This is a genomic window from Stenotrophomonas sp. PA-6-5C (assembly GCF_021605635.1).
In the GTDB taxonomy this organism is placed as follows: domain Bacteria; phylum Pseudomonadota; class Gammaproteobacteria; order Xanthomonadales; family Xanthomonadaceae; genus Stenotrophomonas; species Stenotrophomonas lactitubi.
The window spans coordinates 1-24,931 of record NZ_WKEE01000013.1; the positions used below are offsets into that span (position 1 = coordinate 1).

General features: G+C 66.0%; 20 protein-coding genes and 1 riboswitch. Of the genes, 8 read left to right on the forward strand and 12 right to left on the reverse strand.

The genetic code is table 11. The features are described 5' to 3' along the window. Positions 1-189: 189 nt before the first annotated feature. From GIW57_RS07725 to GIW57_RS07735, 3 genes are all read right to left on the reverse strand, one after another. Positions 190-657, reverse strand: coding sequence for a hotdog fold domain-containing protein (locus tag GIW57_RS07725; RefSeq protein ID WP_100460074.1), 468 nt, complete (start codon positions 655-657; stop codon positions 190-192). Positions 658-721: 64 nt separating this feature from the next. Then, complete coding sequence (locus GIW57_RS07730; protein WP_099818865.1) at positions 722-3,199, reverse strand: acyl-CoA dehydrogenase; 2,478 nt, start codon at positions 3,197-3,199, stop codon at positions 722-724. Beyond that, positions 3,196-4,113 carry an alpha/beta hydrolase gene (locus tag GIW57_RS07735; RefSeq protein WP_100460073.1) on the reverse strand — a complete coding sequence of 306 codons (918 nt, stop codon included), beginning with the start codon at positions 4,111-4,113 and terminating at the stop codon, positions 3,196-3,198. Before GIW57_RS07735 ends, GIW57_RS07730 begins: the two co-directional genes overlap by 4 nt. 142 nt (positions 4,114-4,255) lie before the next feature. Here GIW57_RS07735 and GIW57_RS07740 point away from each other — a divergent pair, with 142 nt between their 5' ends. Continuing rightward, on the forward strand, positions 4,256-4,858 hold the full coding sequence (locus GIW57_RS07740; protein ID WP_025877807.1) for a TetR/AcrR family transcriptional regulator: 603 nt from the start codon (positions 4,256-4,258) through the stop codon (positions 4,856-4,858). Positions 4,859-4,995: 137 nt separating this feature from the next. Here the strand turns inward: GIW57_RS07740 and GIW57_RS07745 are convergent, their stop codons facing one another. The 3 genes from GIW57_RS07745 to GIW57_RS07755 all read right to left on the reverse strand — a co-directional run bounded on the left by GIW57_RS07745 (position 4,996) and on the right by GIW57_RS07755 (position 9,995). Beyond that, entirely contained in the window at positions 4,996-7,752 is a 2,757-nt protein-coding gene (locus tag GIW57_RS07745; RefSeq protein WP_100460072.1) for a TonB-dependent receptor, read from the reverse strand. A gap of 374 nt (positions 7,753-8,126) precedes the next feature. Next, positions 8,127-8,981 (reverse strand): hypothetical protein, encoded by an 855-nt coding sequence (locus GIW57_RS07750; RefSeq protein ID WP_032952038.1) that lies wholly within the window; start codon positions 8,979-8,981, stop codon positions 8,127-8,129. A gap of 120 nt (positions 8,982-9,101) precedes the next feature. Continuing rightward, complete coding sequence (locus GIW57_RS07755) at positions 9,102-9,995, reverse strand: Hsp33 family molecular chaperone HslO (RefSeq protein ID WP_236509805.1); 894 nt, start codon at positions 9,993-9,995, stop codon at positions 9,102-9,104. A gap of 77 nt (positions 9,996-10,072) precedes the next feature. Between GIW57_RS07755 and mtgA the strand changes: the two genes are divergently transcribed. From mtgA to GIW57_RS07770, 3 genes are all read left to right on the forward strand, one after another. Further along, positions 10,073-10,822 (forward strand): monofunctional biosynthetic peptidoglycan transglycosylase, encoded by a 750-nt coding sequence (gene mtgA / locus GIW57_RS07760; RefSeq protein ID WP_100553261.1) that lies wholly within the window; start codon positions 10,073-10,075, stop codon positions 10,820-10,822. A 111-nt stretch (positions 10,823-10,933) separates the two neighbouring features. Beyond that, a complete protein-coding gene (locus GIW57_RS07765; protein WP_100460069.1) occupies positions 10,934-11,953 on the forward strand; it encodes a glycosyltransferase family 2 protein in 1,020 nt (339 codons plus the stop codon). After that, entirely contained in the window at positions 11,913-12,344 is a 432-nt protein-coding gene (locus GIW57_RS07770; protein WP_089236496.1) for a CBS domain-containing protein, read from the forward strand. Before GIW57_RS07765 ends, GIW57_RS07770 begins: the two co-directional genes overlap by 41 nt. 565 nt (positions 12,345-12,909) lie before the next feature. Here the strand turns inward: GIW57_RS07770 and GIW57_RS07775 are convergent. The 4 genes from GIW57_RS07775 to GIW57_RS07790 form a co-directional block, all read right to left on the reverse strand. After that, positions 12,910-14,883 (reverse strand): AsmA family protein, encoded by a 1,974-nt coding sequence (locus GIW57_RS07775; protein WP_236509808.1) that lies wholly within the window; start codon positions 14,881-14,883, stop codon positions 12,910-12,912. A gap of 112 nt (positions 14,884-14,995) precedes the next feature. Beyond that, positions 14,996-15,634 carry a hemolysin III family protein gene (locus tag GIW57_RS07780; protein WP_100460066.1) on the reverse strand — a complete coding sequence of 213 codons (639 nt, stop codon included), beginning with the start codon at positions 15,632-15,634 and terminating at the stop codon, positions 14,996-14,998. Between the two features lie 96 nt (positions 15,635-15,730). Next, positions 15,731-17,335, reverse strand: coding sequence for a peptide chain release factor 3 (locus GIW57_RS07785; RefSeq protein WP_025877820.1), 1,605 nt, complete (start codon positions 17,333-17,335; stop codon positions 15,731-15,733). 74 nt (positions 17,336-17,409) lie between these two features. Further along, a complete protein-coding gene (locus GIW57_RS07790; protein WP_236509811.1) occupies positions 17,410-18,294 on the reverse strand; it encodes a M23 family metallopeptidase in 885 nt (294 codons plus the stop codon). Between the two features lie 138 nt (positions 18,295-18,432). After that, a riboswitch (SAM riboswitch) is annotated at positions 18,433-18,551 on the forward strand. 76 nt (positions 18,552-18,627) lie between these two features. Between GIW57_RS07790 and GIW57_RS07795 the strand changes: the two genes are divergently transcribed. From GIW57_RS07795 to GIW57_RS07805, 3 genes are read left to right on the forward strand one after another with little or no spacing between them, the layout of a single operon-like run. Continuing rightward, a complete protein-coding gene (locus GIW57_RS07795) occupies positions 18,628-19,659 on the forward strand; it encodes a homoserine O-succinyltransferase (RefSeq protein ID WP_089236491.1) in 1,032 nt (343 codons plus the stop codon). After that, on the forward strand, positions 19,656-20,891 hold the full coding sequence (locus GIW57_RS07800; RefSeq protein ID WP_205406138.1) for an O-succinylhomoserine (thiol)-lyase: 1,236 nt from the start codon (positions 19,656-19,658) through the stop codon (positions 20,889-20,891). The genes GIW57_RS07795 and GIW57_RS07800 overlap by 4 nt, the downstream gene beginning before the upstream one ends. Next, complete coding sequence (locus GIW57_RS07805; protein ID WP_100460062.1) at positions 20,888-21,955, forward strand: homoserine dehydrogenase; 1,068 nt, start codon at positions 20,888-20,890, stop codon at positions 21,953-21,955. The genes GIW57_RS07800 and GIW57_RS07805 overlap by 4 nt, the downstream gene beginning before the upstream one ends. A gap of 90 nt (positions 21,956-22,045) precedes the next feature. Here the strand turns inward: GIW57_RS07805 and GIW57_RS07810 are convergent, their stop codons facing one another. Both GIW57_RS07810 and GIW57_RS07815 read right to left on the reverse strand, forming a co-directional pair. Beyond that, positions 22,046-23,041 (reverse strand): alpha/beta hydrolase, encoded by a 996-nt coding sequence (locus GIW57_RS07810; protein WP_236509815.1) that lies wholly within the window; start codon positions 23,039-23,041, stop codon positions 22,046-22,048. Positions 23,042-23,165: 124 nt separating this feature from the next. After that, positions 23,166-24,548: an L-serine ammonia-lyase gene (locus GIW57_RS07815; protein WP_100460060.1), complete on the reverse strand. Its 1,383-nt coding sequence runs from the start codon at positions 24,546-24,548 to the stop codon at positions 23,166-23,168. 101 nt (positions 24,549-24,649) lie between these two features. Here GIW57_RS07815 and GIW57_RS07820 point away from each other — a divergent pair, with 101 nt between their 5' ends. Continuing rightward, positions 24,650-24,880, forward strand: a complete 231-nt coding sequence (locus GIW57_RS07820; RefSeq protein ID WP_100553251.1) for a glutaredoxin family protein — start codon at positions 24,650-24,652, stop codon at positions 24,878-24,880. Positions 24,881-24,931: the final 51 nt, after the last annotated feature.

The following is a 24,931-nucleotide window of genomic DNA, read 5'->3' on the forward strand; positions in this document are numbered from 1 at the left end:
CGGCACGGGCCCGGGAAAGGTGGGGGAGGGGGGTGGGTGTGGGTTTGGGGTGTGCCCGCGCCATGGATGGCGCGGCCAAGCCTACAGGGACGTACTTGCGGCGTCCCCGCCTGGCCCCAGCCCTCCGGCCCAACCCATGACCCGCTTCCAGCGACCAACCCACGAGGGGCTGCGCCGTTCGCGGGAACATCACTTCGCCGGCGACACCCACATGTCGATCACCGCACTGAATACCTCCGTGCCCGCGCGGTCGCGCACCGTCACCGTCACCGGCAACGCGTAACCTTCGGCCGCCACCACGATCGGCTGCGCCGGCAACGCCGTCGCGTGCAGCGTGCCGCGGGCCTTGGCCAGGTATTGCACCTGCATCCCCTTCGGGATCCAGCGCATGCCCTTCGGCAGCGACGCATCGACCATCAGCCCGGCGGTCAGCTCGGCCAGGTTGCACATCGCGATCGCGTGCACCGTACCGATGTGGTTGCGCACCTTGCGGCGGTCGGCCAGCGTGCCCTCGCAGCGGCCGTTCTCGAGGAGAGTGATGCGCGGGGCGATGCTGGCGAAGTAGGGTGCCTTGAAGCACACCGCGCGCGAGAACAACCAGTTGCCGGCAGGCCAGCGCTGCAGGCGGTGGTAAAGCGTAAGCAGTGGAGCAGACATCGGGTGTCTCCCTAAAGAAACGGCGGACCGAAGTCCGCCGTTGTCGTTTACATGGTGGCTGCGATCACGCGGCCTGCGACTGCGCGCCCTTCTGTTCGCGCTTGTAGTAACCCGCCGAGCGCAGCTCTTCCGGATCGAAGTCGTCCACGGTGATGGTTTCCAGGGTGAGCGTGCGCAGCTCCTCGAGCAGGGTGCGTTCGTCCTGGGTGATCACGCCTTCGGCCACGGCCTCGTCCAACTGGGTGACGAAATCCAGCGCTTCGATGCCCTTGGTCTTGAGCGCCTTGATGAACTTGCGCTCCACCGGCTCGGCCATGATCGCCTTGCTCAGGTAGCTGTTGATGCGGCCACCCGGGTTGTTCTCGCACGGGGTCAGGAACACGCCGCTGGCGAGGCGGTCGCGGGCTTCGTTCGGTGCCATCAGCAGCGCAGCCACGCGACGGCTCAGGCGGTCGCCCGGGGCCTCGGCACGACGGCCCAGCGGGAAGATCAGTGCCCACATCAGCCAGCCGATCGGACGGATCGGGAAGTTGCGCAGGGCCGCCGACAGCGATTCCTCGATCTTGTGCACGCTGTCATGGAAGGCCCAGGCCAGCAGCGGCTGGTCGGCCTGCGGTGCGCCTTCGTCGTGGTAGCGCTTGAGCATGGCGCTGGTCATGTAGACGTGGCTCAGCACATCGCCCAGGCGGCCGGACAGCGATTCCTTGAACTTCAGCTTGCCGCCCAGCGTCATCATCGAGATGTCGGCCATCAGCGCCAGGTTGGCCGAATAACGGTCCAGCTTGCGGAAGTAGCGGCGGGTGTAGGCGTCGCCCGGGGCAGCGCCGAAGCGCGCGCCGGTCAGGCCGAACCAGAACGAACGAACAGCATTCGAAATGCCGTAGCGGATGTGACCGAACAGGCTGCGGTCGAAGTCCTGCAGGCCGGCACGGGTGTCCGGATCCTGCGCGGCCTTCATTTCCTTCAGCACCCACGGGTGGCAGAGGATCGCACCCTGGCCGAAGATCAGCAGGCTGCGGGTCATGATGTTGGCCCCTTCCACGGTGATCGCGATCGGTGCGGCCTGCCAGCTGCGGCCGGCGAAGTTGCGCGGCCCCAGGATGATGCCCTTGCCGCCGATCACGTCCATCACGTCCGAGATCACTTCACGGCTCATGTTGGTGCAGTGGTACTTGGCGATCGCCGACGGCACCGACGGCACGTCACCGCGGTCCACAGCGGCAGCGGTGGCCTGCGACAGCGCGCTGATCTTGTACGCCTTGCCACCAATGCGGGCCAGCGCTTCTTCCACGCCTTCGAAGCGGCCGACCGACAGGCCGAACTGCTTGCGGATGCGCGCGTAGGCACCGGTCACCACCGCGCCGGCCTTGGCACCGCCACTGGCGGTGGAGGGCAGGGTGATCGAGCGGCCGACGGCCAGGCACTCGTTGAGCATGTTCCAGCCCTTGCCGGCCTTCTCGGCGCCGCCGATCAGCTGGGTCAGCGGGATGAAGACATCCTTGCCACGGATCGGGCCGTTCTGGAAGGTCGAGTTGAGCGGGAAATGGCGACGGCCGATTTCCACACCGGCGGTGTCACGCGGCAACAGGGCCAAGGTGATGCCGATATCGCGGGTGGTGCCGATCAGGCCATCCGGGTCGTACATGCGGAAGGCCAGGCCGATCAGCGTGGCTACCGGGGCCAGCGTGATGTAGCGCTTGTCGAAGGTGAGCTTGACGCCGAGGACCTGCTCGCCGTTCCACTCGCCCTTGCAGACGATGCCGTAATCGGGGATCGAGGTGGCGTCCGAGCCGGCGAACGGACCGGTCAGGCCGAAGCAGGGCACTTCGCGGCCATCGGCCAGGCGCGGCAGGTACTGGTCCTTCTGTTCCTGGGTGCCGTAATGGTTGAGCAGCTCACCCGGGCCCAACGAGTTCGGTACGCCAACGGTGGAGCTGACCACCGAAGACACCGAGGCCAGCTTCTGGATCACCTTGTGGTGGGCCAGCGCGCTGAAGCCCAGGCCGCCGTATTCCTTCGGAATGATCATGCCGAAGAACTTGTTCTTCTTGATGAAGCTCCACAGTTCCGGCGGCAGGTCGGCATGGACGTGGGTGATCTCCCAGTCGTTGACCATCTTGCACAGCTCTTCGACCGGGCCATCGAGGAAGGCCTGTTCTTCAGCACTCAGCTGCGGCTTGGGGTAGTTCAGCAGGATGTTCCAGTCCGGGTCACCGGTGAACAGCTCGCCTTCGAAGCCGACCGAGCCGGTTTCCAGGGCGATGCGTTCGGTCTGCGACAGCGGCGGCAGCACCTTGCGGAACACCTTCATCATCGGGCCGGTCAGCAGCGGCTTGCGGATGAACGGCAGCAGCAGCGGCACGACGATCACGGCCAGTACGGCGGCAGCGACGATCGTGGCGGTCTGGTTGACGTAGGGAATGAACCAGCAGGCGACCAGCAGGGCCACGCTGATCAGCGTCCAGGTCAGCAGGCGCATGCGGTGGTAGGCAACGAACGCGCCTGCCAGCAGCAGGGCGAGGAAGGGAATGACGAGGCTCATGAGCGTGCTCCGGTGACGTGCTCGTTTATGGCGGACGAAGCTGCAGCATCCGCTGCGGGCAACACGTCCAGATAGTCCAACACAGTAGCGGTAAAGGCGTCGTTGTCATCACCGGCGACCATGTGCGTGGCCTGCGGCAACTGTACGTGGCGCGCGTGCGGCGCCAATGCCAGGAATTCGGCCACCGTCTGCGGGGTGACCAGGTCGCTGCGGCCACCGCTGACCAGCAGCAGGGGACACTTCACCTGGCGCGCGGCCTCGGCCAGTGCATCCTGGTGCTGCTCGCTGTCGCGGGCCAGCTCGGCCACCAGGCGCGGGTCCCAATGCCAGCGCCAGCGGCCGTGGCCATCTTCGCGCAGCAGGGCGCGCAGTGAATCCTCGGATTTGCGCGGACGGTGTGGCACATAGGCCGAAATCACATCGGCAGCCTGCGACAGCGAGGCGAATCCTTCCGGATGCGCGGTCATGAAGGCGAGGATGCGTTCGACGCCAGCGGTGTCCCAGCGCGGGGTGATGTCCACCAGCACCATGGCCGAGAACAGCCCGGGCCAGCGTGATTCGGCCAGCAGGCCGAACAGGCCCCCCATGGACGCGGCCACCAGCACCGGCGGTCGCGGCTGCTCGCCGGCCAGCACGATCAGGTCATCGGCGAACTGCTCGCCGTGATAGGCCAGATCGGCCGCATTCCAGTCGGAATCGCCATGACCGCGGGCGTCGTAGGCCAGAGTCTGCAGGCCAGCGGCCGACAGTGCTTTGGCCGTGGTCGTCCAGGCGTGGCGGGTCTGGCCAAAGCCGTGTGCGAACAGCACGCGTCCGCGACGGCCGGAGGTGCTGGCAGTTGCAGCCAGCAAGGCGCCGTGGGCAGCCTCCAGGCGCAGGTCATGGAATGCAGCGGGAGTAGGGGACATAACCATACTCGCTAGTATGGATTGCTTCTGCAGGAAGTCAATACTGCACGGTATGGTGCGCTGCAGGAATCCCTTCTGGCCCGGTTGCCGACGGTTTCGGCCGCAACCGCGTACTGCAACGAACCCCGGCGTATGGTTAAATCAGCAAATGAATCAACCTGACGCTTCCGCCGGCGAACCGCGTGCCGGCCGCAACAGCCGCCTGAGTGCCGAAGACTGGGCCCAGGCGGCCCTCGATCTGATTGCCGAGCAAGGTGTCAGCGCCGTCGCGGTGGAGCCGCTGGCGCGCCGCCTTGGCGTGACCAAAGGCAGTTTCTACTGGCACTTCCCCTCGCGTGACGCGCTGCTGCAGGCCGCGCTGGAACGCTGGGAACTGTTCGAGCAGGAACAGGTGTTCGGCAGCCTGGAAGACGTGCCGGACCCGCGCGTGCGCCTGCGCCAGCTGTTCCAGATGGTGGCGCACGAAGTGCAGCCGCACATCATCTACAGCGAGCTGCTGAAGGCGCTGGACCATCCGATGGTGCGGCCGGTGATCGACCGCGTGTCGCAGCGGCGGCTCGATTACCTGATCGCCTCCTTCCGCCAGGCGGGCCTGAGCTCGACCGATGCACGCCATCGCGCACGCCTGGCCTACGCGGCATATGTGGGCTTCCTGCAGTTGTCGCTGCAGCTGCAGCAACCCAAGCAGGCGCGCGAGGACTTCGAAGCGTATGTCGAACACCTGATCGACACCCTGATTCCGAACGGCTGAGCGTTCTTCATCGCTGGATGCAGAAAGGCCGCGGCAGTGCCGCGGCCTTTTTCGTTGGTGTTGACGCCAGCAGCGAACGCACAAAAAACAACGGCCCCTTTCGGGGCCGTTGCTGCATCAGCTGATCAGTGGATCGATCAGAACTTCTGCTTGTACTGCATGTACATGTAACGGCCCGGCAGGTCGTACTGCGGGTCGAACATGTTGTACGAGGTCGAGTACGAGACCGGCGGCTGCTTGTCCCATGCGTTGTTCAGACCCAGCATGATCGTGCCCTTCCACGGGGTGTTGTAGCGCACCTGGATGTCGTGGTAGGTGGTCGATGCCATGTGGTTCTTGCCGTTCTGGCCGTCGGAGCAGTAGCCCACCAGGTCGGAGTCGCGCACCGGATCGAACGGACATTCTTCGGTCATGCCCGACTTGTAGCGCAGACCGTAGTTCACGCCGAAATCACCGTAGGACCAGTCGACGTACAGGTTGGAACGGATGCGCCAGTACGGATCCTGGTCGAGGTAGCGACCGGCACGGCCGTCGACCGGAGCATCTTCGGTGGACTTGGTGTCCCACTTGGACAGATAGGTGCTGTCCCAGCTGACGGTGAACTGGCCGAACGAGGTTTCCGGCAGCTTGTACAGGACGCCCACATCCCAGCCTTCCACCTTGTACGAGGACAGGTTCTGCAGCGGCATGTCGACGTTGGTGATGGTATAGCGCTGGGTCGCGGTGCCGTAGGTCGGGTCGCGGGTGATCAGGCCGCAGTAGGCTGCCTGTTCCTGCGGTGAACCACCGTAGCAGCGATCCATGATGTCGCCGATCGCCGGACGGGTGATGGCGTCTTCGACCTCGATCTGCCACCAGTCCACGGTGACGTTCAGGCCGGTAACGAAGCTCGGGCTCCACACCAGGCCCAGCGTCTTGCTGGTCGAGGTTTCCGGCTTCAGATCCGGGTTGGACTTCCAGGTGAACGCTTCCGGCGTCTGCTTGTTGGCGCCGCTGCCGGCACCCGGCTGCTGGAAGTTCGCCGGTACGCCTTCAGCAGCGCACTGCGCGGCCACCGCACCGGTGCGACGCCCGCTGGAGGCCGAGCACGGATCGGCATAGGTTTCGAACGAATCGGCGTCGCCGCGATACAGGTTGTTGATGCTCGGCGCACGGAAGCCTTCGGAGTAGTTACCACGCACCATCAGGTCATCGATCGGCTTCCAACGGAAACCGAACTTGTTGTTGGTGGTGTTGCCGAAGTTGCTGTACTTCGAGTAGCGCGAAGCCACGCTGAAGTCGAGCAGCTTGGCACCCGGCAGGTCAGCCAGCACCGGGATCGACAATTCCAGGAAGAACTCGTCGAGGTCGTAGGCGCCCTTGGTCGGTGCCGCGCCGTTGCCGGTGCTCAGGCCAGCGGCAATGAACGCGTCCGGATCGAACTGGCCACTTTCCTTACGGCCTTCATAACCTGCTGCGAAGCCCAGCGCACCTGCCGGCAACTGCACGATTTCACCGGAGATGTTGGCGTAGTAGCTCTTGGAAACCAAGCTGGCCGAGTCATGCGCGGTGAAGGAGGCGTAGTCCAGTGCTTCCTGCGAGATCGAGCCCAGCCCGCCCAGCGGATTCATCGGCACGCAGCCCGGAATGACAGCGCCGGCTGCGGTCAGACAGACAGCCTGGCCACCCTGAATTGCCGACGGGCCATAGGCTTCGTTCAAGCGCTGGACGTTGAACAGGCCGTAGGTCAGATCATTCTGGTCGGTCTTGTCGTAACGGTAGCCGACGTCCCAGTCGAAGTTGCGGTCGGCGAATTCGAAGAAGCCCTCGAAACCACCGTAGAAGTGCCAGTTCTTGACGTTCTGGTTGAACGAACGGCCGCCGGTTTCATTGAAGCGGCGATTCACGCCGGTCAGGTCCTCGCCGAACGGGTTGTAGATGCTGCTGGCGCTCAGGCGACGGCCGGTCACCGGCATCGCCGCGAGCAGCTGCTCGGACTTGCGCTCGTTGTACATCGCCTCGGTACGGAAGGTGATGTTGTCGGTGACGTTGTAGGAACCGGTGGCGAACAGCGAGGTGCGTTCCTGCGGGGTCAGCAGGTAGTTGTCCGGCGAGGTGTTGTAGCCATGCACGTCGCTGTCGAACGGGGTCTGCACGCCGTTGATGAGTACATAGCGCTCGTCATCGCGGATGTAGGAGCCCGGGATGCCGGTGCTGCTCTGACCGCCGAAGAACGGCGGGCCACCGGCTGAGATCTTGCGATCACCAGCCATCACGGTGCCTTCCTTCACGTAGGACACGCCGAGCACCAGCGACGCGCGGTCGGTGGTGGTGCCGATGGTGAAGTCGGCAGCCTCGCGCTCGCCGTCGCCCTGGCTGTACTGGCCCTTGTAGAAGTTCGCTTCGGCGCCGTCGAAGTTCTGCTTGGTGATGATGTTCACCACGCCGGCGATGGCATCCGAACCGTAGATGGTCGAAGCGCCGTCCTTCAGGACGTCGATCCGCTCGATCATCGCAACCGGGATGGTGTTGAGGTCGACGCTGCCATCCAGGCCGGTGGTCCAGCGACGGCCGTTGACCAGCACCAGGGTGCGTTCGGCACCGAGGTTGCGCAGGCTGATGCCGGACGTACCGTCGCCGCCATTGTTGAAGGTGCGGTTCAGTGCGGCACCGTTGGCGGCAACGCGCTGCAGGATGTCGGCGACCGAGGTCACGCCCTGCTTCTCGATGTCGGCGCGGGTCAGGCTCAGGACCGGCTGCGAGGTTTCGATATCGGTGCTCTTGATGCGCGAACCGGTTACCGAAATGCGATCCAGGTTGGTCGCTTCCTGCGCCTGGGCTGTTACGGACGTCGCCGCACCGGCGATCAGCGCGACGACGACAGCGTCACGCAGCTTGTTGGACTGGAAATTCATTGGCTCTCTCTCTCCAAGAAATCTTGGCTGGGGTAGTGCCTGCGCGGCGGAGTCCAAAAGAGGACTCCAAAATCGCGAGGCTGAATCGATAGTAACGGCCCTCTGCCAAAAATTAAAGCTGTGTTAATTCACGCTGTGGTTACACATGAATGCGCTTCGATTTCTTTTATTTCAACGAGTTATGCTGGTGCGCGGGCGGGCGCCACTGCATCTGCCCGCCTCCGAAGCACAAAAAAGTTTCAGTTGATGCATGTCGTGATGTATCTGTTTGTAACAGATGAGTGCTTTTCGCACTTGACAGAAGTGTCCGGAAACAATTCGGGCGCCCCAGGGCGCCCGATGTTGAACACTGCTTGTTACCAGTCGATAGGCGACTACAGATCCTGCTCGTAGCGGACGTACGGCACGGTGCCGTCATCGTTGCTTTCGTTGCGCGGGGAGAACGGGTTCTTGCCGCGGCTGATGACGTTCTCGGCGCCGACGGTGAGCTGGCCGGACCACGGGGTGCGCCAGGTCAGGCCGATGCCCAGGCCTTCCCACTTGCCGGGCTTGCCCGGAACGTCAACCACGCGACCGATGATGCTGCCACTGAAATTGCCGTAGCCGGCACCCAGGCTCAGGCTCTTGCTGTCCCAGCGGTCGACGATGGCCGGCGAGGCGTCAGCCAGCGGTACCAGGCGTGCCTTGGCATACGTGCCGGCGATGGAGACAAAGCCCTCGCGACCGATGTTCTTCTGTGCGAACACGGTCAGGTCATTCTGTTCGGCGCGCAGCGAGGGGGTCTTGCTGGGCGTCGCCAGCCAGGCGGGCAGGGTCTCGCGACCGGTGCCGGCAGTGATTCCCAGGCGGCCGGTACCGCGGTTGAGCGCGGCGGTGCCGGTCAGGCGCCGGTTGGAGCCGATGGCGTCATCGTCGTCACCCAGGCTGGCCAGCATGCAATGGCTCGCCAGTCCGCTGATGCTCGAACCGCTGCTGCTGTTGCACAGCAGGCCCAGCGAGTCGCCCGAGGACAGGCCGAACGCAGCATCGAGCGAATTGCGGCCGAAATGCCAGCGTGCGCCGACGGCCTGTTCACCGGTCGGCTCCAGGTACAGCAGGGCCTCGACCTTGCCACTGCCCTTGTTCCAGACCGGAATCACGGTGCGGGTGTCCTTGCTCTGCGCATGCACGCCCGTGATCGCGCCAAGGGCGATCAGCAGGGCCAGCGGTAGACGCAGGAAGGTACGCATCGGACCAGTTCAGACAGTGACGGACAGTGAAAGTTCCCGCTGGGGCGGGAACTCGATCCTAGGGTGTTTATGAATTCTTAACAAGCCTTGTTCCTCCCCAGATACAAGACTCATTCGTTTTCACTGAAGACGTTCAGGTGCCGGTACAGCCCCCTGGGCACCGTGGAACAGTATGCCGAACTCCGTCAACGGAAAGTGATACTCCCGTCCGCAGAATTCGCAACGTACGTCCACCGCGCCGGTGTCTTCGGCAGCCGCACGGGCCTCTTCCTCGCCCAGCGAGAACAGCATCGAGGCAACCCGTTCACGCGAGCAGGAGCAGGCGAAGGACAGGGCCTTGTCACCCACCAGCTCCGCCTTCTCCTCGTGGAACAAGCGGTGCAGCAGTTCCTCGGCCGGGGTCGCCAGCAGTTCGGCCTTGCCCAGGGTGTCGAACAGCGCGCTGGCGCGGGCCCAGCCGTCGTCGTCGCCCTCGTCGCCCGGCAGCTTCTGCAGCAGCAGGCCGGCAGCACCGCCGCGGCCGGCGGCCAGCAGCAGGCGCGTCGGCAACTGCTCGGACTGGCGGAAGTAGTCCTCGAACGCTTCATCCAGTTCTGGCGCGGTCAGTGCGACCAGGCTCTGGTAGCGCTGCGGTTCGCGCGGATCCAGGCCCGGATTTTCGATGGTGATGGCCAGCAGCGAGTCCTGACCCAGGTCGGTCAGGTCGCGGGGGGCGTCACCGCCTTCGGCCAGCTGGACGATGCCGCGCAGGGTGCCGGCGGCAGTGCATTCGGCGAACAGCGTGCGCAGGGCCGTGTTGCTGCGCAGCTGGATCGACAGGCGGCCGTCCACCTTGGTGTGGCCGGTGAACAGCGCCGAGGCCACGCAGGCCTCGCCGAGCAGTTCGGTGGCACTGTCCGGATACTCGCCGTGGGACTGGATGTCCTGCCAGGTGGCCTGCAGGCGCACGTGGACGCCACGGACACCGGCGTCGGGGAGCAGGAAACGGATAAGGGAATCGGATTGGGCGGTCATCGGCTCACATCGCGCGGAAACGGGGATGGTTGCCGGATAATGCGCCGACAACCAGGCATAAGAAGGATGCACCAGTAATGGGGGCAGGGGGAGAGCAGGACAAGGTAGTGGCCGCCGCCGAAACGGCGCCGCGTCGGCGCTGGCGCTGGAAGCGGCTGCTGTGGCTGCCGGTGCTGTTCGTGGCCTTCAGCTGCCTGCAGGTGCTGGTGCTGCGTTTCATCGATCCGCCGCTGTCCACGGTGATGGTCTGGCGTTTCGGCGAGGCACTGGGTGAAGGCGACTGGTCCTACCGGCTGCACTACCAGTGGCGGGACCTGGACCAGATGGCGCCGAGCCTTCCCATTTCGCTGGTAGCCGCGGAGGACCAGCGCTTCCCTGACCACAGCGGATTCGATCTGCAGGCTATTGAAAAGGCGCGCGACCACAACGCGCGCGGCGGGCGCCTGCGCGGGGCCAGCACGATCAGCCAGCAGGTGGCCAAGAACCTGTTCCTGTGGCAGGGCCGCAGCTGGATCCGCAAGGGCCTGGAGGTCTGGTACACGGTGCTGATCGAAGCGTTCTGGCCGAAGCAGCGGATCCTGGAGATGTACGCCAACATCGCCGAGTTCGGCGACGGCGTGTACGGCGCCCAAGCGGCGGCGCAGACATTCTGGGGCAAGGACGCCGCGCGGCTGAGCCCTGCGGAGAGCGCACGTCTGGCGGCAGTGTTGCCGGCGCCGCGTCGCTACAACGCGGCCAAGCCAGGCCCGTACGTGCAGCGGCGTGCGGCGTGGATCCAGCGGCAGGCACGGCAGCTGGGTGGAGCGGGGTATCTGGCCGAGGACTGAGGGCGCCGACAGCAGCGGCGTCCGTGGTGTCTTCGCTTCTGGTGCCGGAAGCGGGTGGCGTGGACGGTGGACTGGCGGGCTGCACGCCCGTCAACCACGTACAATCCGGCGATGACTCGTGAGCGTCTTACCTTCGTCATCGCCGCGCACAATGAAGAGCTGGTTCTACCCCAGCTGCATCCGCGATTGTGCGCGGTACTGGACGGCCTGGCCGGAATCGATGGACACATCCTGTACGTGGATGACGGCAGCAGTGACACCACCTGGTCGTTGATCGCATCGCTGGCCCAGGCCGACCCGCGGGTATCGGCGCTGAAGCTGTCGCGCAACTTCGGCAAGGAGGCGGCGCTGACCGCCGGCCTGGACCATGTGCGCGAAGGCGCGGCGATGATCCTCGACGCCGATGGTCAGGACCCGCCGGAACTGGTGCCGCACTTTGTCGAGCGCTGGCGCGAAGGCTACGACAACGTCTATGGCACCCGTCTGGTGCGTGACGGTGAGAGCTGGAGCAAGCGTGCTGCCGCATCGGTGTTCTACCGGGTGATCGGCCGCCTCTCGCGCACGCCCATCCCTGCCGATACCGGCGATTTCCGTTTGCTGTCGCCGCGCGCGCTGAGCGCACTGCGCGAGATGCGCGAACGTCACCGGTTCATGAAGGGGCTCTTCAGCTGGGTCGGCTTCCGCCGCGTGGCGGTGCCGTATCACCGGCATGCCCGTTTGGCCGGCAGCAGCAAGTTCAGCCTGTGGCGGCTGTGGAACTTCGCGCTGGAAGGCATCACCGGCTTCTCGACGGTCCCGCTGCGGGCGGCGACTTACATGGGGCTGGCCACCGCTAGCGTGGCCTTCGTGTTTGCCATCTGGGTGATCGCCAAGGCGGCGATGTACGGCGACCGTGTGGCCGGCTGGCCGACGATGATGGCGGTGATCCTGTTCCTGGGGGGCGTGCAGTTGATCGCGCTGGGGCTTATCGGCGAGTACCTGGGACGCCTGTACGAGGAGTCCAAGCAACGGCCGTTGTACCTGGTTGACGCATGGTTGGCCCCTTCCGTGGCAGACTCGGAGCTGCAACCCACCCTGGGAGGGCAGGCAGATGACGTCGGTACGGCAACTGTTGGACGGCAAGTCCCCTGAAGTACATGCGGTCGCGCCTGGCGCGGCGGTGATCGATGCGATCCGGCTGATGGCACAGAAGGGCATCGGCGCGGTACTGGTGATGGATGGACCGCGACTGGTCGGGATCCTGTCCGAGCGCGATTACGCGCGCAAGATCGTGCTCCACGATCGTTCGTCGCGTGACACGGCGGTGTCGGAGATCATGACTGCGAAAGTAGTGACGGTGACCCCGGGTGAGCAGGTGGAACACTGCCTGCAGCTGGTGACCGATTACCGCATCCGCCATCTGCCGGTGGTCGAGGGCGGGCAGGTACTTGGGGTCATTTCCATCGGTGACCTGGTGAAGTCGGTGATCGATGCGCAGCGGCGCGAGCTGGATCAGCTGCAGCAGTACATCGTGGCGGGGTAAGTTTGTCGCTGGCGGGCCTGCGGCCCGCCGGCCCGCTTTTTCAAGCAACTGCCAAAGCCAAAGCCAAAGCAGCGCCTTCCTGATGTGCGGGGAGGCGGAGGGCATGGCCGTGCAGGACACGCCGTAAACCCGTCCATGGGGCTCGATGGCGCCATCCATGGCGCCAACGGTCCTGCACGGCCATGCCCTCCGCCTCAGGACACGTTCCTGCGAGCGCGGTGGGCTTCACCCCGACAATCCGCCGTTGGTGGATGCCAACCTTGGTCGGCACTGCTTTTGATTCTGCTTTTTTCTTTTGACTTTGAATTCCTGCTCTCGTTCCGCGGCTGCAGGAAACTGTCCGAAGCCGGAGCAAGGCGGCAGGCAGGACCGTGAGGCGCATGGATGCGCCGACCGAGCCCCCATGGGTGAGGGCGCTTTGCTTGCGAAGCACTGCTTCGCAAGCGCCCGAACGCACAGCCGCCAGCGGCTGGGCCGGGCCGCGGAGCGGGGTTTACGGCGTGTCCTGCCTGTCGCCTTGCTTCGGCTCTCCGCACGGAAAACAAAGGCGCCGCGAACGCCCGCTCTATTTCGCGTAGTGCCCACCGCAGTCGGCATCCTTGCCCGGGCCCAGTTCGATGGTGGCCAGCAGTGCCGCCGGCGGCGCGATGCTGCCCAGCGTCAACGCCACCGCACCCCGGATACCCAGCGCCTTGAAGTCGGGGCGGAATGACGGGTCCTTGAAGGTGCCGCCGATGCGCAGCGGCGAGCGCAGCACCAGGATGCTCCTGTCCTTCGGTCGTGGCTTCAGCAGCAGGTCCAGTGTTTCATCGCGCAGGCTCACATCGCCCTCGCCGAGGATGATCGTATCGGTGGTGTCCACTGCCATCGACCGGGTATGCATCAGGCCCTCGCGCACGCCGAAATCGGCGAAGGCGCAGCGCAGCGGAATCTGTTTGTCGCCGGTGAACAGGAATTTCAGCGATTCGGTGATGTCCAGCCCCGCCACTTCCATCAGCAGGTTGCCGACATGGCCGCGGCCCATGCCCAACGCCACGTTGCCGCTGCTGCTGCCGAGCATCGCCGCGATCGAGTTGCCGTTGCCGGTCAGATCAATGTCGCCGCTGATACCACCCTTGGCCTGCTCGGCCAGCTTGGCATCGGGGAACAACTGGCCCAGCTGCACGCCGCGCACGCTGGCCTTGAGCGAAGTGGCGATCTGCGGGCGGCGTGCATCCATGCGGATCGTGCTGCGGATGTCGCCGCCGGCAACGCCGAAGTTCAGCGGGTCCAGCCGCAGCACACCATCGTCCAGCAGCAGGTGGGCATCCATGTCGTCCAGCGGCAGCTTCGGCGCATTGATGCGCTGGGCCTTCCAGCGCACGTCGGCATCCATCGCACGCAGCTTGCCGAGGTTGTACGGGGTGGCCGGCAACACCTTCGCGCTGGCAGCCACCCGCGCCGCCTCGGCCCTCTGTTCTGCATTGGCGGTCTCACCGCCGCCGGTCTTCGGCGGTGCACCGACGAAGCCGGCAAGGTCATCGAAATCAAGACGACGCGACACCAGGTTCGCGGTCATCCGTGGGCGTTCCCGGGAGACATCGAACTGCACATCGCCGCCCAGATCGCTGTCGCCGACTTTGCCGGTGAAGCGCTCATAGCGCCACACCTGGTGATCGCGCTTCAGGCGGCCATCCAGGGCATACGGCGGAGAGGGAGGAATGGCGATGCCCAGCAGTGGATACAGATCGGCCAGGTCGTTGCCGCTCAGCGCGAACTGCAGGTCGAACACCTGCAGCTGGAACGGGTTGGTCAAGGTGCCGCTGGCAACGGCATGGGTGGCGCCAGCGCGGCCATCGAGGTGGATGCGGAAGGGATGGGCGCTGTCGGTCAGTTCCAGCGGCGATTCGGTGCCACCGCTCAGGACGAAGGGATTGCCCCGCCAGCGACCTTTACCGGCCACCAGCAACGGTGGTGCGGCGTCGGCCTGTTTCGGTTGCCCGCTGCGCACGTTCACCAGGATATCGGTGCGACCCAGTGCGTCGAGGAACTGCAGGCGGCCATCATCAATGTGCAGGCGCTTGAGCTGCGGTGTGGCGCCGCCCTTGCTGTCGCCGAGGAAATTCCAGTTGCCCGGGTCACCTTTGCGCGGCGCCGTCTCCAGCAGTACGTCAGGGCGGGTCAGGCGGACTTCGGGAAGCTGCACGTTGCCGCGCAGCAGTGGCCACACGCGCACGTCGATCTCGATCCGGTCGGCGCTGGCCATGTTCGGCTGTTTCGCCCAGGGCGCATTGGCGAAGGTGAGGGTATCGGCGCGCACGGTGGTGGTGCGGCCGAGGTCGACATCCAGGTTGCCGATGTGCAGGGCGCGCCCGGTACGGGCCTGCACCGCACGTTCCACCGGGCCCTTGAACCAGTTCCAGTCCCACAGGGCAATGAGGATCAGGATTGCCGCGAACAGGAATACCAGCACGGCGAGCCAGCGCTGCCCACGTGGACCGGGGCGACGCAGGCGCCAGCGCGACGCCTTGGGAGCAGCAGGAGCAGAGGCAGCATTCACGCTGCCATGGTTGCCCCGTCGGGGTGGACGGGGCGCGAAGCGATCATGTGCATGGTGTGCAGAGTGCACGCCTGCTTGCCAGGCAGGGCCTGGCGCTACCGCTGATCGAGGGTCACAGCACCTGTCGGGTCACTGCGACGAAGTGGCAGACGCTGCCACCGATCACGAACAGATGCCAGATCGCATGCGAATAGGGGATGGATTCGCGGTGGTAGAAGTAGGTGCCCAGCGTGTAGGACAGGCCGCCGCCGAACAGCCAGGCCAGGGTGCCGCCATCGATCGAGGCCCACATCGGCTTGATCGCCACCACCACCAACCAGCCCATGGCGATGTAGATCACCGTGGACAGCACCTTGAAGCGGCCGGTGTAGAACAGCTTGAACACCACGCCGCCGAGCGCCAGCGCCCAGATCGCGGTGAACATGCCCCAGCCCCAGGGGCCGCGCAGGCCGATCAGGGTGAACGGGGTATAGGTGCCGGCGATCAGCACATAGATCGCGCAATGGTCGAACACCTTCAGGCGGCCCTTGGCCTGCGGGTGCTGGATGGCGTGGTACAGCGTGGAGGCGGTGTACAGCAGCAGCAGGGCGATGCCGAACACGATCGCGCTGGCCAGCTGCCAGCCATCGCCGTAGATCGCGGCCAGGGTGATCAGTACCGCGCTGGCGGCCAGGGCAAGCACCGCGCCCAGCCCGTGGGTCAGGGCGCTGGCGATTTCTTCACGGATCGAAACAGCGGAAGTCGTGGACATGGCATGGGCATCGTCTGCAGGGAGGGGGACCCGCACCCCCCTATCATCGCCGCGATGGCGGGCGCGTGCACCCCCGCCACCGTATGGTCGCTGCAATCAGTTGCCGGTGACCGTATGCGCGGCTTCCCGGGTTGCCGAGAAACGCACATCCGGCGCGCGTTCCTGCGCCAGCTGCAGGTTGACCCGGGTCGGCGCCAGGTAGACCAGGTGGCCGGCGGCGTCGAGGGCCAGGTTCAGCGCATTCTTCTCGCGGAACTCCTCCAGCTTCTTCTCGTTGCTGCAATGGACCCAGCGCGCCGTGGTCACGCTGACCTGCTCGAAGGTGGCTTCCACGCCGTATTCGTCCTTCAGGCGGTACGCGGCTACATCGAACTGCAGCACGCCGACGGCGCCCAGGATCAGGTCGTTGCTGGTCAACGGACGGAAGAACTGGGTCGCACCTTCCTCGGACAACTGTGCCAGGCCCTTCTGCAGCTGCTTGAGCTTGAGGGGATCGCGCAGGCGGGCGCGACGGAACAGTTCCGGGGCGAAGTTGGGGATGCCGGTGAAGGTGATCGCTTCGCCTTCGGTGAAGGTGTCACCGATGGAAATGGTGCCGTGGTTGTGGATGCCGATCACATCGCCCGGCCACGCCTCGGCGGCGATTTCACGGTCGCTGGCCATGAAGGTCAGTGCATTGGCCAGTTTCATGTCCTTGCCGGTGCGCACGTGCAGGGTCTTCATGCCGGCAGTGAACCGGCCTGAGCAGACACGCATGAACGCCACGCGGTCACGGTGCTGCGGATCCATGTTGGCCTGGATCTTGAAAACGAAGCCGGTCAGCTTTGGCTCCTGCGGGGCGACGTCGCGGCCGGTGGTGGAGCGTGCCTGCGGCGACGGCGCGTGCTCGACGAAGAAGTCCAGCAGCGGCTGCACGCCGAAGTTGTTCACGCCCGAACCGAAGAACACCGGGGTCTGCTTGCCCGCCCGATAGGCCTGCAGGTCGAACGGGTGGCTGGCGCCCTGCACCAGTTCCAGTTCGTCGCGCAGATCGGCCAGCATGCGCTCGCCGATCTTCTCGGCCAACCCGGGCGAATCGATCGACGGGAAGATGGTCGAATCCTGACGGGTGAAGTTGCGACCCTGTTCGTACAGGTGCACTTCGCCGGTGATCAGGTGGACCACGCCCTTCAGGCGCTGGCCCATGCCGATCGGCCAGGTGACCGGTGCGCACTGGATGCCGAGCACGCTTTCAACCTCATCCAGCAGGTCGATCGGCTCCTTGCCCTCGCGATCGAGCTTGTTGATGAAGGTCATGATCGGGGTGTCGCGCAGGCGGCACACTTCCATCAGCTTGATGGTGCGCTCTTCCACGCCCTTGGCCACGTCGATCACCATCAGCGCCGAGTCCACCGCGGTCAGCACGCGGTAGGTGTCCTCGCCGAAGTCGGCGTGGCCCGGGGTGTCGAGCAGGTTGATGATCTTGCCTTCGTACGGGAACTGCATCACCGAGGAGGTGACGGAGATGCCGCGCTCCTTTTCCAGCGCCATCCAGTCCGAGGTGGCGTGGCGGGCAGCCTTGCGGCCCTTCACCGAGCCGGCCATCTGGATCGCGCCGCCGAACAGCAGCAGCTTTTCGGTCAACGTGGTCTTGCCGGCGTCAGGGTGGGAAATGATGGCGAACGTGCGGCGACGCGACGCTTCGGTGGCGACTTCGGACATGGCAGTGGCGCCCGCACGGGGCGCTTTTCAAAGAGATAAGCGCCCGATTATACCGGCCTGCCGGCGTCGGCGGGTCAGCGCCCGGCGCTGGCGTCGCCGCTGCCCTCGCGGGCGAAGTGCAATTCGCCCTGCGGGGCGAGGATGCGCACCGGCACCGAGCGCAGGCCCATGCCCCGGTTGAGCTGCACCACGAAGTGCAGGTGCGGGGCGGTGCTGTAGCCACTGTTGCCGGACAGGCCGATCGGCTGGCCCGCCTGCACGGCCTGGCCAGGACGGACCCGCATGCCGCCGGCCTGCAGGTGGGCGTACATCGCCATGCTGCCGTCGCTGTGCAGGATGCGAACGAAGTTGGCGCGTCCGGCATCGCGTTCACGATCCAGGCCATTGCCGCGGAAACCGTCCTGTACCTGCATCACCGTGCCCTCGCGGGCAGCCAGGACCTGCGTTGCTTCGGGCAGGGCAAAGTCGATGGCGTCGCGGTTCTCCTCGTCATCATGGCTGAACCGACCCTGTGGGGCCTGGTCCACGCGCAGCTGGACAGCCTCGAAGGGCAGGCGATAGGCGACGTCTTCGGCGCGCGCGGCCGGATTGCCCGGCACCGACTGCAGGCGAAGGTCCAGTGCCTTGCCGCTGGAAGGGGAGGGAAGGTGGCCCACCACCAGACTGCCGGTGGCCTGCACCAGTGATTGCAGCGGCAGGCCCTCCACCTGCGTGCCGGGGGCGGCGCGCAGCTCGATCTGCACCGGGCCGGACAGCGGGTTGTCGATCCGTGCCTGCCACTGGTCGCCGATCGGCTGCAGCCGCAGGCGGGCCGTCGGCGCCGCTTGCGGCGTGGCGTCGTACGTGGGCGCGGCTGGCGTCTTCGGTACCAGTCCCCAGCCTTGGCGCCAGTCGGCGGCGTTCGCGGAGGCGCTCGCCAACAGGGGCAGCAGCAGGCAGGACAGGGGCAAGCGGCGCATCGACGGCTCCAGCGACATGGACCGCCGGGACTCTACGCAAGCTGCCGGGATGGGGGAAGGGTGGGGGCTTTCGCACTCATTCATCTCTTTATCCGCATGAAGGGATTGACATGCCCGGAAAGGACTGGCATCGTGGCTCCACCATCGAGACCGGCAGAGGGACAGGCCCTTTGAAGCCGGGGCAGCCCGCAGACGCGAAAGCGCCTGCGTAGGTGCCAAATCCTGCGGGGACCGTGGCGTCCACCGAAAGATGGTTCGAACCTGCACACCACGTGCATTTCGAACGCGAGCCCCGCGAAGGCTCGATGGCCGATTTCCCTACCGGAACCCGCCATGAGCTTCGCCACCAGCACCGTGCTTCGCCCCGAACCCTTTGTCCCCGTCAGCGTGCCGGTCGATGACCGCGTGCACGCCGAGCGCGGCGAGTTCGCCGCCGTGCTGTCGATGCGTCATGCCGGCCCTTGCCCGGTGCGCCTGCGCTATGAATGGGTCGGTCCGGTCAACGCACCGGTGGTGGTGCTGGCCGGCGGCATTTCCGCGCACCGCCATGTGGCCTCCAATGCGCAGTTCACCGAGAAGGGCTGGGCCGAAGGATTGGTCGGCAGCGGCCGCGCACTGGATCCGCAGCAGCTGCGTGTGCTCGCGTTCGATTTCATCGGGGCCGACGGCGCACTGGATGTGCCGATCGATACCGCCGACCAGGCCGATGCGCTGGCACTGCTGCTGGACCACCTCGGCATCCGCGCGCTGAAGGCGTTCGTCGGCTATTCCTACGGCGCGCTGGTCGGCCAGCAGTTGGCGATCCGCCACCGTGCACGGGTCCGGCAGCTGGTGCTGGTCAGCGGCGCGCATCGCCCGCATCCATATGCCGCCGCCTGGCGCGCGCTGCAGCGCCGTGCCGTGGCGCTGGGCCAGCTGCAGTGTGGCGAAGACCACGGCCTGGCGCTGGCCCGCCAGTTCGCGATGCTCAGCTATCGCACGCCGGAAGAATTCGGCGAGCGCTTCGACGCAGCACCGGAAGTGGTCAATGGCCGCGTTCGTGTCGCCGCCGAAGATTACCTCGACGCCGCTGGCGCGCAGTACGTGGCGCGCACGCCGGTCAATGCCTACCTGCGCCTGTCCGAGTCGATCGACCTGCACCGCGTGGACCCGAGCGCGATCCTGCCGCCGACCGTGGTGGTTGCCGTTGAAGGCGACCGCCTGGTTCCGCTTGCCGACCTGGTCGGGCTGGTCGAGGGACTGGGCCCGCGCGGCAGCCTGCGCGTGCTGCGCTCGCCATACGGCCACGACGCCTTCCTGAAAGAAACCGATCGCATCGACGCGATCCTCGCCACCGCCTTCCGCACTTCTGGAGAGTCCGCATGAGCCTGCACGCCGCTGAACCGTCCTGTTGTCGCACCACCGCCGCCGTCCGCGCCGGCATCGATCGGGACACCGCCCACGGCGCGGTCACGCCGCCGATCGTGCTGTCGTCGAACTTCAGCTTTGAAGGCTTCGGCAACAAGCGCCAGTACGACTACACCCGCAGTGGCAATCCCACGCGCGACCTGCTGGGCGAAGCGCTGGCCGAACTGGAAGGCGGCGCCGGCGGCGTGGTCACGGCGACCGGCATGGGCGCGATCAACCTGGTGCTGAACGCACTGCTGCAGCCGGGCGATACCCTGGTGGTGCCACATGATGCGTACGGCGGCAGCTGGCGCCTGTTCAACGCGCTGGCGAAGAAGGGCCATTTCGAACTGGTCACCGCCGACCTGACCGACCCACGCGCGCTGGCCCAGGCGCTGGCCACGCAGCCGAAGCTGGTGCTGGTGGAAACGCCGTCCAACCCGCTGCTGCGCATCACCGACCTGCGCTTCGTGATCGATGCCGCGCACAAGGCCGGAGCGCTGGTGGTGGTCGACAACACGTTCCTGTCGCCGGCATTGCAGCAACCGCTGTCGTTCGGTGCGGACGTGGTACTGCACTCCACCACCAAGTACATCAACGGCCACAGCGACGTGGTCGGTGGTGCGGTGATTGCCCGCGATCCCGCCGTGCACGAACAGCTGGTGTGGTGGGGCAACGCACTGGGTCTCACCGGTTCGCCATTCGATGCGTTCCTGACCCTGCGCGGCCTGCGCACGCTGGATGCACGCCTGCGCGCGCACCAGGAAAACACCGCCGCGATCGTGGCACTGCTTGATGCGCATCCGGCGGTGGCCAAGGTCTACTACCCGGGCCTGGCCGATCATCCGGGCCACGCCGTTGCCGCCCGGCAGCAGAGTGGTTTCGGCGCGATGCTGTCCTTCGAACTGGCCAGCTGTGCCGGCGATGATCCGCATGCCGCTGTGCGCGCGTTTGTCGATGGCCTGCGCTACTTCACGCTGGCCGAGTCGCTGGGGGGCGTTGAGAGCCTGATCGCGCATCCGGCAACCATGACCCATGCGGCGATGACGGCCGAAGCACGCACCGCTGCGGGCATCAGCGAAGGCCTGCTGCGGCTGTCGGTCGGCATCGAAGGCGAGCGTGACCTGCTGGCGGATCTGGGTGCTGCACTGGCGCGTGCGGAGGCGGTGATCGATGCGGTGGCGCGTGGCAAACAGGTGGCAGACGCATGAGCGCTTTGCCTGTCGAGATTCCGCTGCTGGGTACCGGCCGCTTGGCGCTGCTCGGAACCGGCACCGTCGGTTCGGCCTTCGTACAGCGCTACCAGGCGCTGCAGGCACGCGGGCTGGAGTTGCCCAGCGTGCAGTGGCTGGCCAATTCGCGCACGGCGCTGGCGATCGACCGTGATCTGGCGTTGCCGCTGGAACTGGCACGCCGTGCGCCGCGCGATGGGCAGAGTTCGCCGCCTTGGGCCAGCGCCGAAGGGCTGGAGCGTGGTGACGTGGTGGTCGATGCCACCGCCAGTGAAGATGTAGCGGCGCGCCATGTGCAGTGGTTGGCGCGCGGCGTGCACGTGGTGACCGCCAACAAGCTTGGCCGTGGTGCGCACCTGTCGCGTGCGCAGGCCATCGCCGACCGTTGCGCCGACAGCGGTGCGCGCTATGGCGACAGTGCCACCGTTGGTGCCGGCCTGCCGTTGCTCAGCAGCCTGCGTGCGCTGGTTGCCGGTGGTGACCACATCCATGCCATCGAGGGCGTGCTCTCCGGCTCGCTGGCGTGGCTGTTCAATCGTTATGACGGCCAGTCACCGTTCTCGGCAGCGGTGCGTGAAGCGCTGGCGGCGGGCTACACCGAGCCGGACCCGCGACTGGATCTCTCCGGCGAGGATGTGCGCCGCAAGTTGTTGATCCTCGCGCGCAGCAGCGGCTTGGCGCTGGACGCTTCGCAGGTGCAGGTCGATTCACTGGTGCCGGATACGCTGGCGGCGTTGTCGCTGGAAGATGCAGTGAACGCGCTGGAGCAGCTGGACGCACCGCTGCAGGCGCGTTGGCAGCAAGCGCGTGCAAACGGTCGGGTGCTGCGTTTTGTCGGGCGCGTTGATGGCGGGGGGGCGCAGGTAGGCCTGCGTGAGCTGGCGGCCGACCATCCGCTGGCGCAGGGCGCGGGCACCGACAACCGCGTGGCCATCCACAGCGATCGCTATCGCGCGCAGCCACTGTTGATCCAGGGGCCGGGCGCGGGTGCGGAAGTGACCGCAGCGGCGCTGCTGGATGATGTGTTGCGGATCGTGGGTTGACCCCAGCCGCCGCTGCGCTCGCCGGGCATGGAACGGCGCTACCCACACCGATCCTGGTAGCGCCGGGCCATGCCCGGCGGTCATGGAACGTCAGCGCGCTTTGAGTGCCTTCAACAACGCCGCATTGAACTGCTTCGGGTCCTGCACCTGCGGCGAATGGCCCAGTGCCGCGAACTCGACCAGGGTCGAGCCGGGTATCGCCGCCGCTGCCGCCTTGCCCAGTGCCGGGTAGTTGCCCAGCGTCGCCTTCAGTTCGGGTGATGCCTGGTCACGGCCGATCGCCGTGCGGTCCTTCTGGCCGATGAACAAGGTGGTCGGCACCTGCAGGTTCTTCAGTTCATGGACGACGGGTTGGTTGAACACCATGTCCGAGGTCAACGCCTGGCTCCAGGCGACCTGCTGCTTGCCCGGGCCTTCGTACATGCCTGACTGCATGCGCGCCCACGGTTCGTACGCCGGCTTCCACTTGCCGTCGTAGTACACGTCCAGCTGGTAGCGGCGGATGCTGTCATAGCTGATGTTCATTTCGCCGGCATACCACGCGTCCACGCTGCGCCAGGGCACGCCCAGCGCCTTCCAGTCCTCCAGCCCGATCGGATTGACCAGCGACAGACTGCGCAGTTCCTGCGGATACATCAGCGCATAGCGGATGGCCAGCATGCCGCCCATCGAATGACCGACCACATGCACCGGCACGTCACCCAGCTGCAGCTGCTGCAACAACGCATGGGTGTTGTCGGCCAGCTGCCCGAATGAATACTGGTAGCGCTCGGGCTTGCTCGATTTGCAGAAACCCACCTGGTCCGGTGCGATCACCCGGTAGCCTGCAGCCACCAGTGGCTTGATCGTCTCCTTCCAGGTCGCTGCACAGAAGTTCTTGCCATGCAGCAGCACCACCACGCCGATCGGCTTCTTCTTCGGCGCGACATCCAGATAGGCCATTTCCAGCGGCTGGTGCTGCGATTCCAGCACAAAGGTCTTCACCGGATAGCCGTAATCGAACCCTTCCAGCCGCGGCCCGTAGGTTGGCGCAGCGAGAACGGACAACGGAACGCAGGCAAGCAGGGCAGCAGCGATCACACGCATGGGACATTCCGGAGCAGGGGATGCCCGAGCCTAACCGCAAAGCGGTGACGACGCCGTCCGGTGTAGAGCCGAGCCCATGCCCGGCTGCACAGTAGCGCCAGGCCATGCCTGGCTGCGCCAATCATCAGCACTCGATGACGTTCACCGCCAGCCCGCCGCGGCTGGTTTCCTTGTACTTGTCCTGCATGTCGCGGCCGGTATCGCGCATGGTCTTGATGACCTTGTCCAGCGACACCTTGTGCTTGCCGTCGCCGCGCATGGCCATGCGCGAGGCGTTGATCGCCTTCACCGCACCCATCGCGTTGCGCTCGATGCATGGAATCTGCACCAGGCCGCCGATCGGGTCGCAGGTCAGGCCCAGGTTGTGCTCCATGCCGATTTCCGCCGCGTTCTCGATCTGGCTCGGGTTGCCGCCGAGCGCCGCGACCAGGCCACCGGCGGCCATCGAACACGCAACGCCGACCTCACCCTGGCAGCCCACTTCGGCGCCGGAGATCGAGGCGTTTTCCTTGTACAGGATGCCGATCGCCGCCGAGGTCAGCAGGAAGTCGAACACCCGCTGTTCGTTCGCGCCGGGGCAGAAGCGGTCGAAGTAGTGCAGCACCGCCGGCAGTACGCCCGCCGCGCCGTTGGTGGGTGCGGTGACCACACGGCCACCGGCGGCGTTCTCTTCATTCACGGCCAGCGCGTACAGGTTGACCCAGTCCAGCGTGGTCAGCGGATCGCGCATCGCTGCTTCCGGCTTCGACGACAGTTCGCGGTACAGCGCCGGTGCGCGGCGGCCCACTTTCAGTCCACCCGGCAGCACGCCTTCCTCACGGATGCCACGCGCCACGCAGGCCTGCATCGCGCTCCAGATCTCGCGCAGGTTGTCGCGGATCTCGTCCTCGCTGCGCCAGCATTTCTCGTTCTCGAACATCAACTGGGCGATGCTCAGGCCACTGCGTGCGGTCTGCGCCAACAGCTCGTCGCCGCTCTTGAACGGGTAGGGCAACGGCGTTTCGTCCGGCACGATGCGGTCATCGGCCGCATCGTCCTGGTTGACCACGAAGCCACCGCCCACCGAGTAGTAATCGCGGGTGGCCAGCACTTCGTCATCGGCGTTGTACGCGGTGAAGCGCATGCCGTTGGTGTGGTAGGGCAGCTTCTGCCGCTTGTTCAGGCCGAGGTCGCGCTTTTCGTCGAAGGCGATCTCGTGCTGGCCCATCAGCATGATGCGCTTGCTGCTGCGGATGCGCTCCAGCGTGGACGGAATGATGTCCGGGTCGATCAGGTTCGGACGCTGCCCTTCCAGGCCCAGCAGGATCGCCTTGTCGGTGCCGTGGCCGCGGCCGGTCAGCGCCAGCGAGCCGTACACGTCGGCACGGATGCGCGCGACCTCCCCCAGCTTGCCCGGGTCGAGCAGCCAGCGATGGATGAAGCGCTCGGCGGCCCTCATCGGCCCGACGGTGTGCGAGGAGCTCGGGCCAATGCCGATCTTGAAAACGTCGAACGTGCTGACAGCCATGGTTGCCGTACTGCGGGTACCGGGAGAGACCGCTATTCTAGCGGTTCACGCCGCACTTCCATGACTGCGGCGCAGCATTTCCGCCAAGGGAGCAAACCCCGGTGTTGACCCTGTTCCAGCGTGACGACTGCCATCTGTGTGACATGGCCCTGGCCGAACTGGCCAAGGCGCGGGCGCCCGAGTTCGAATCGGTGTTCCTCGATGACCAGCCGGCGCTGGAGGCGCGTTATGGGGCGCGGGTGCCGGTGCTGCGTGATGAGACCGGCGGGCGCGAGCTGGACTGGCCGTTTGATGCGGCTGCGGTGCAGGCCTGGTTGGCCGCGGGCAGGTAGCGCCGGGCCATGCCCGGCGAGCGCGTAGCGCGGCCATCGGGGGAAGCCGCC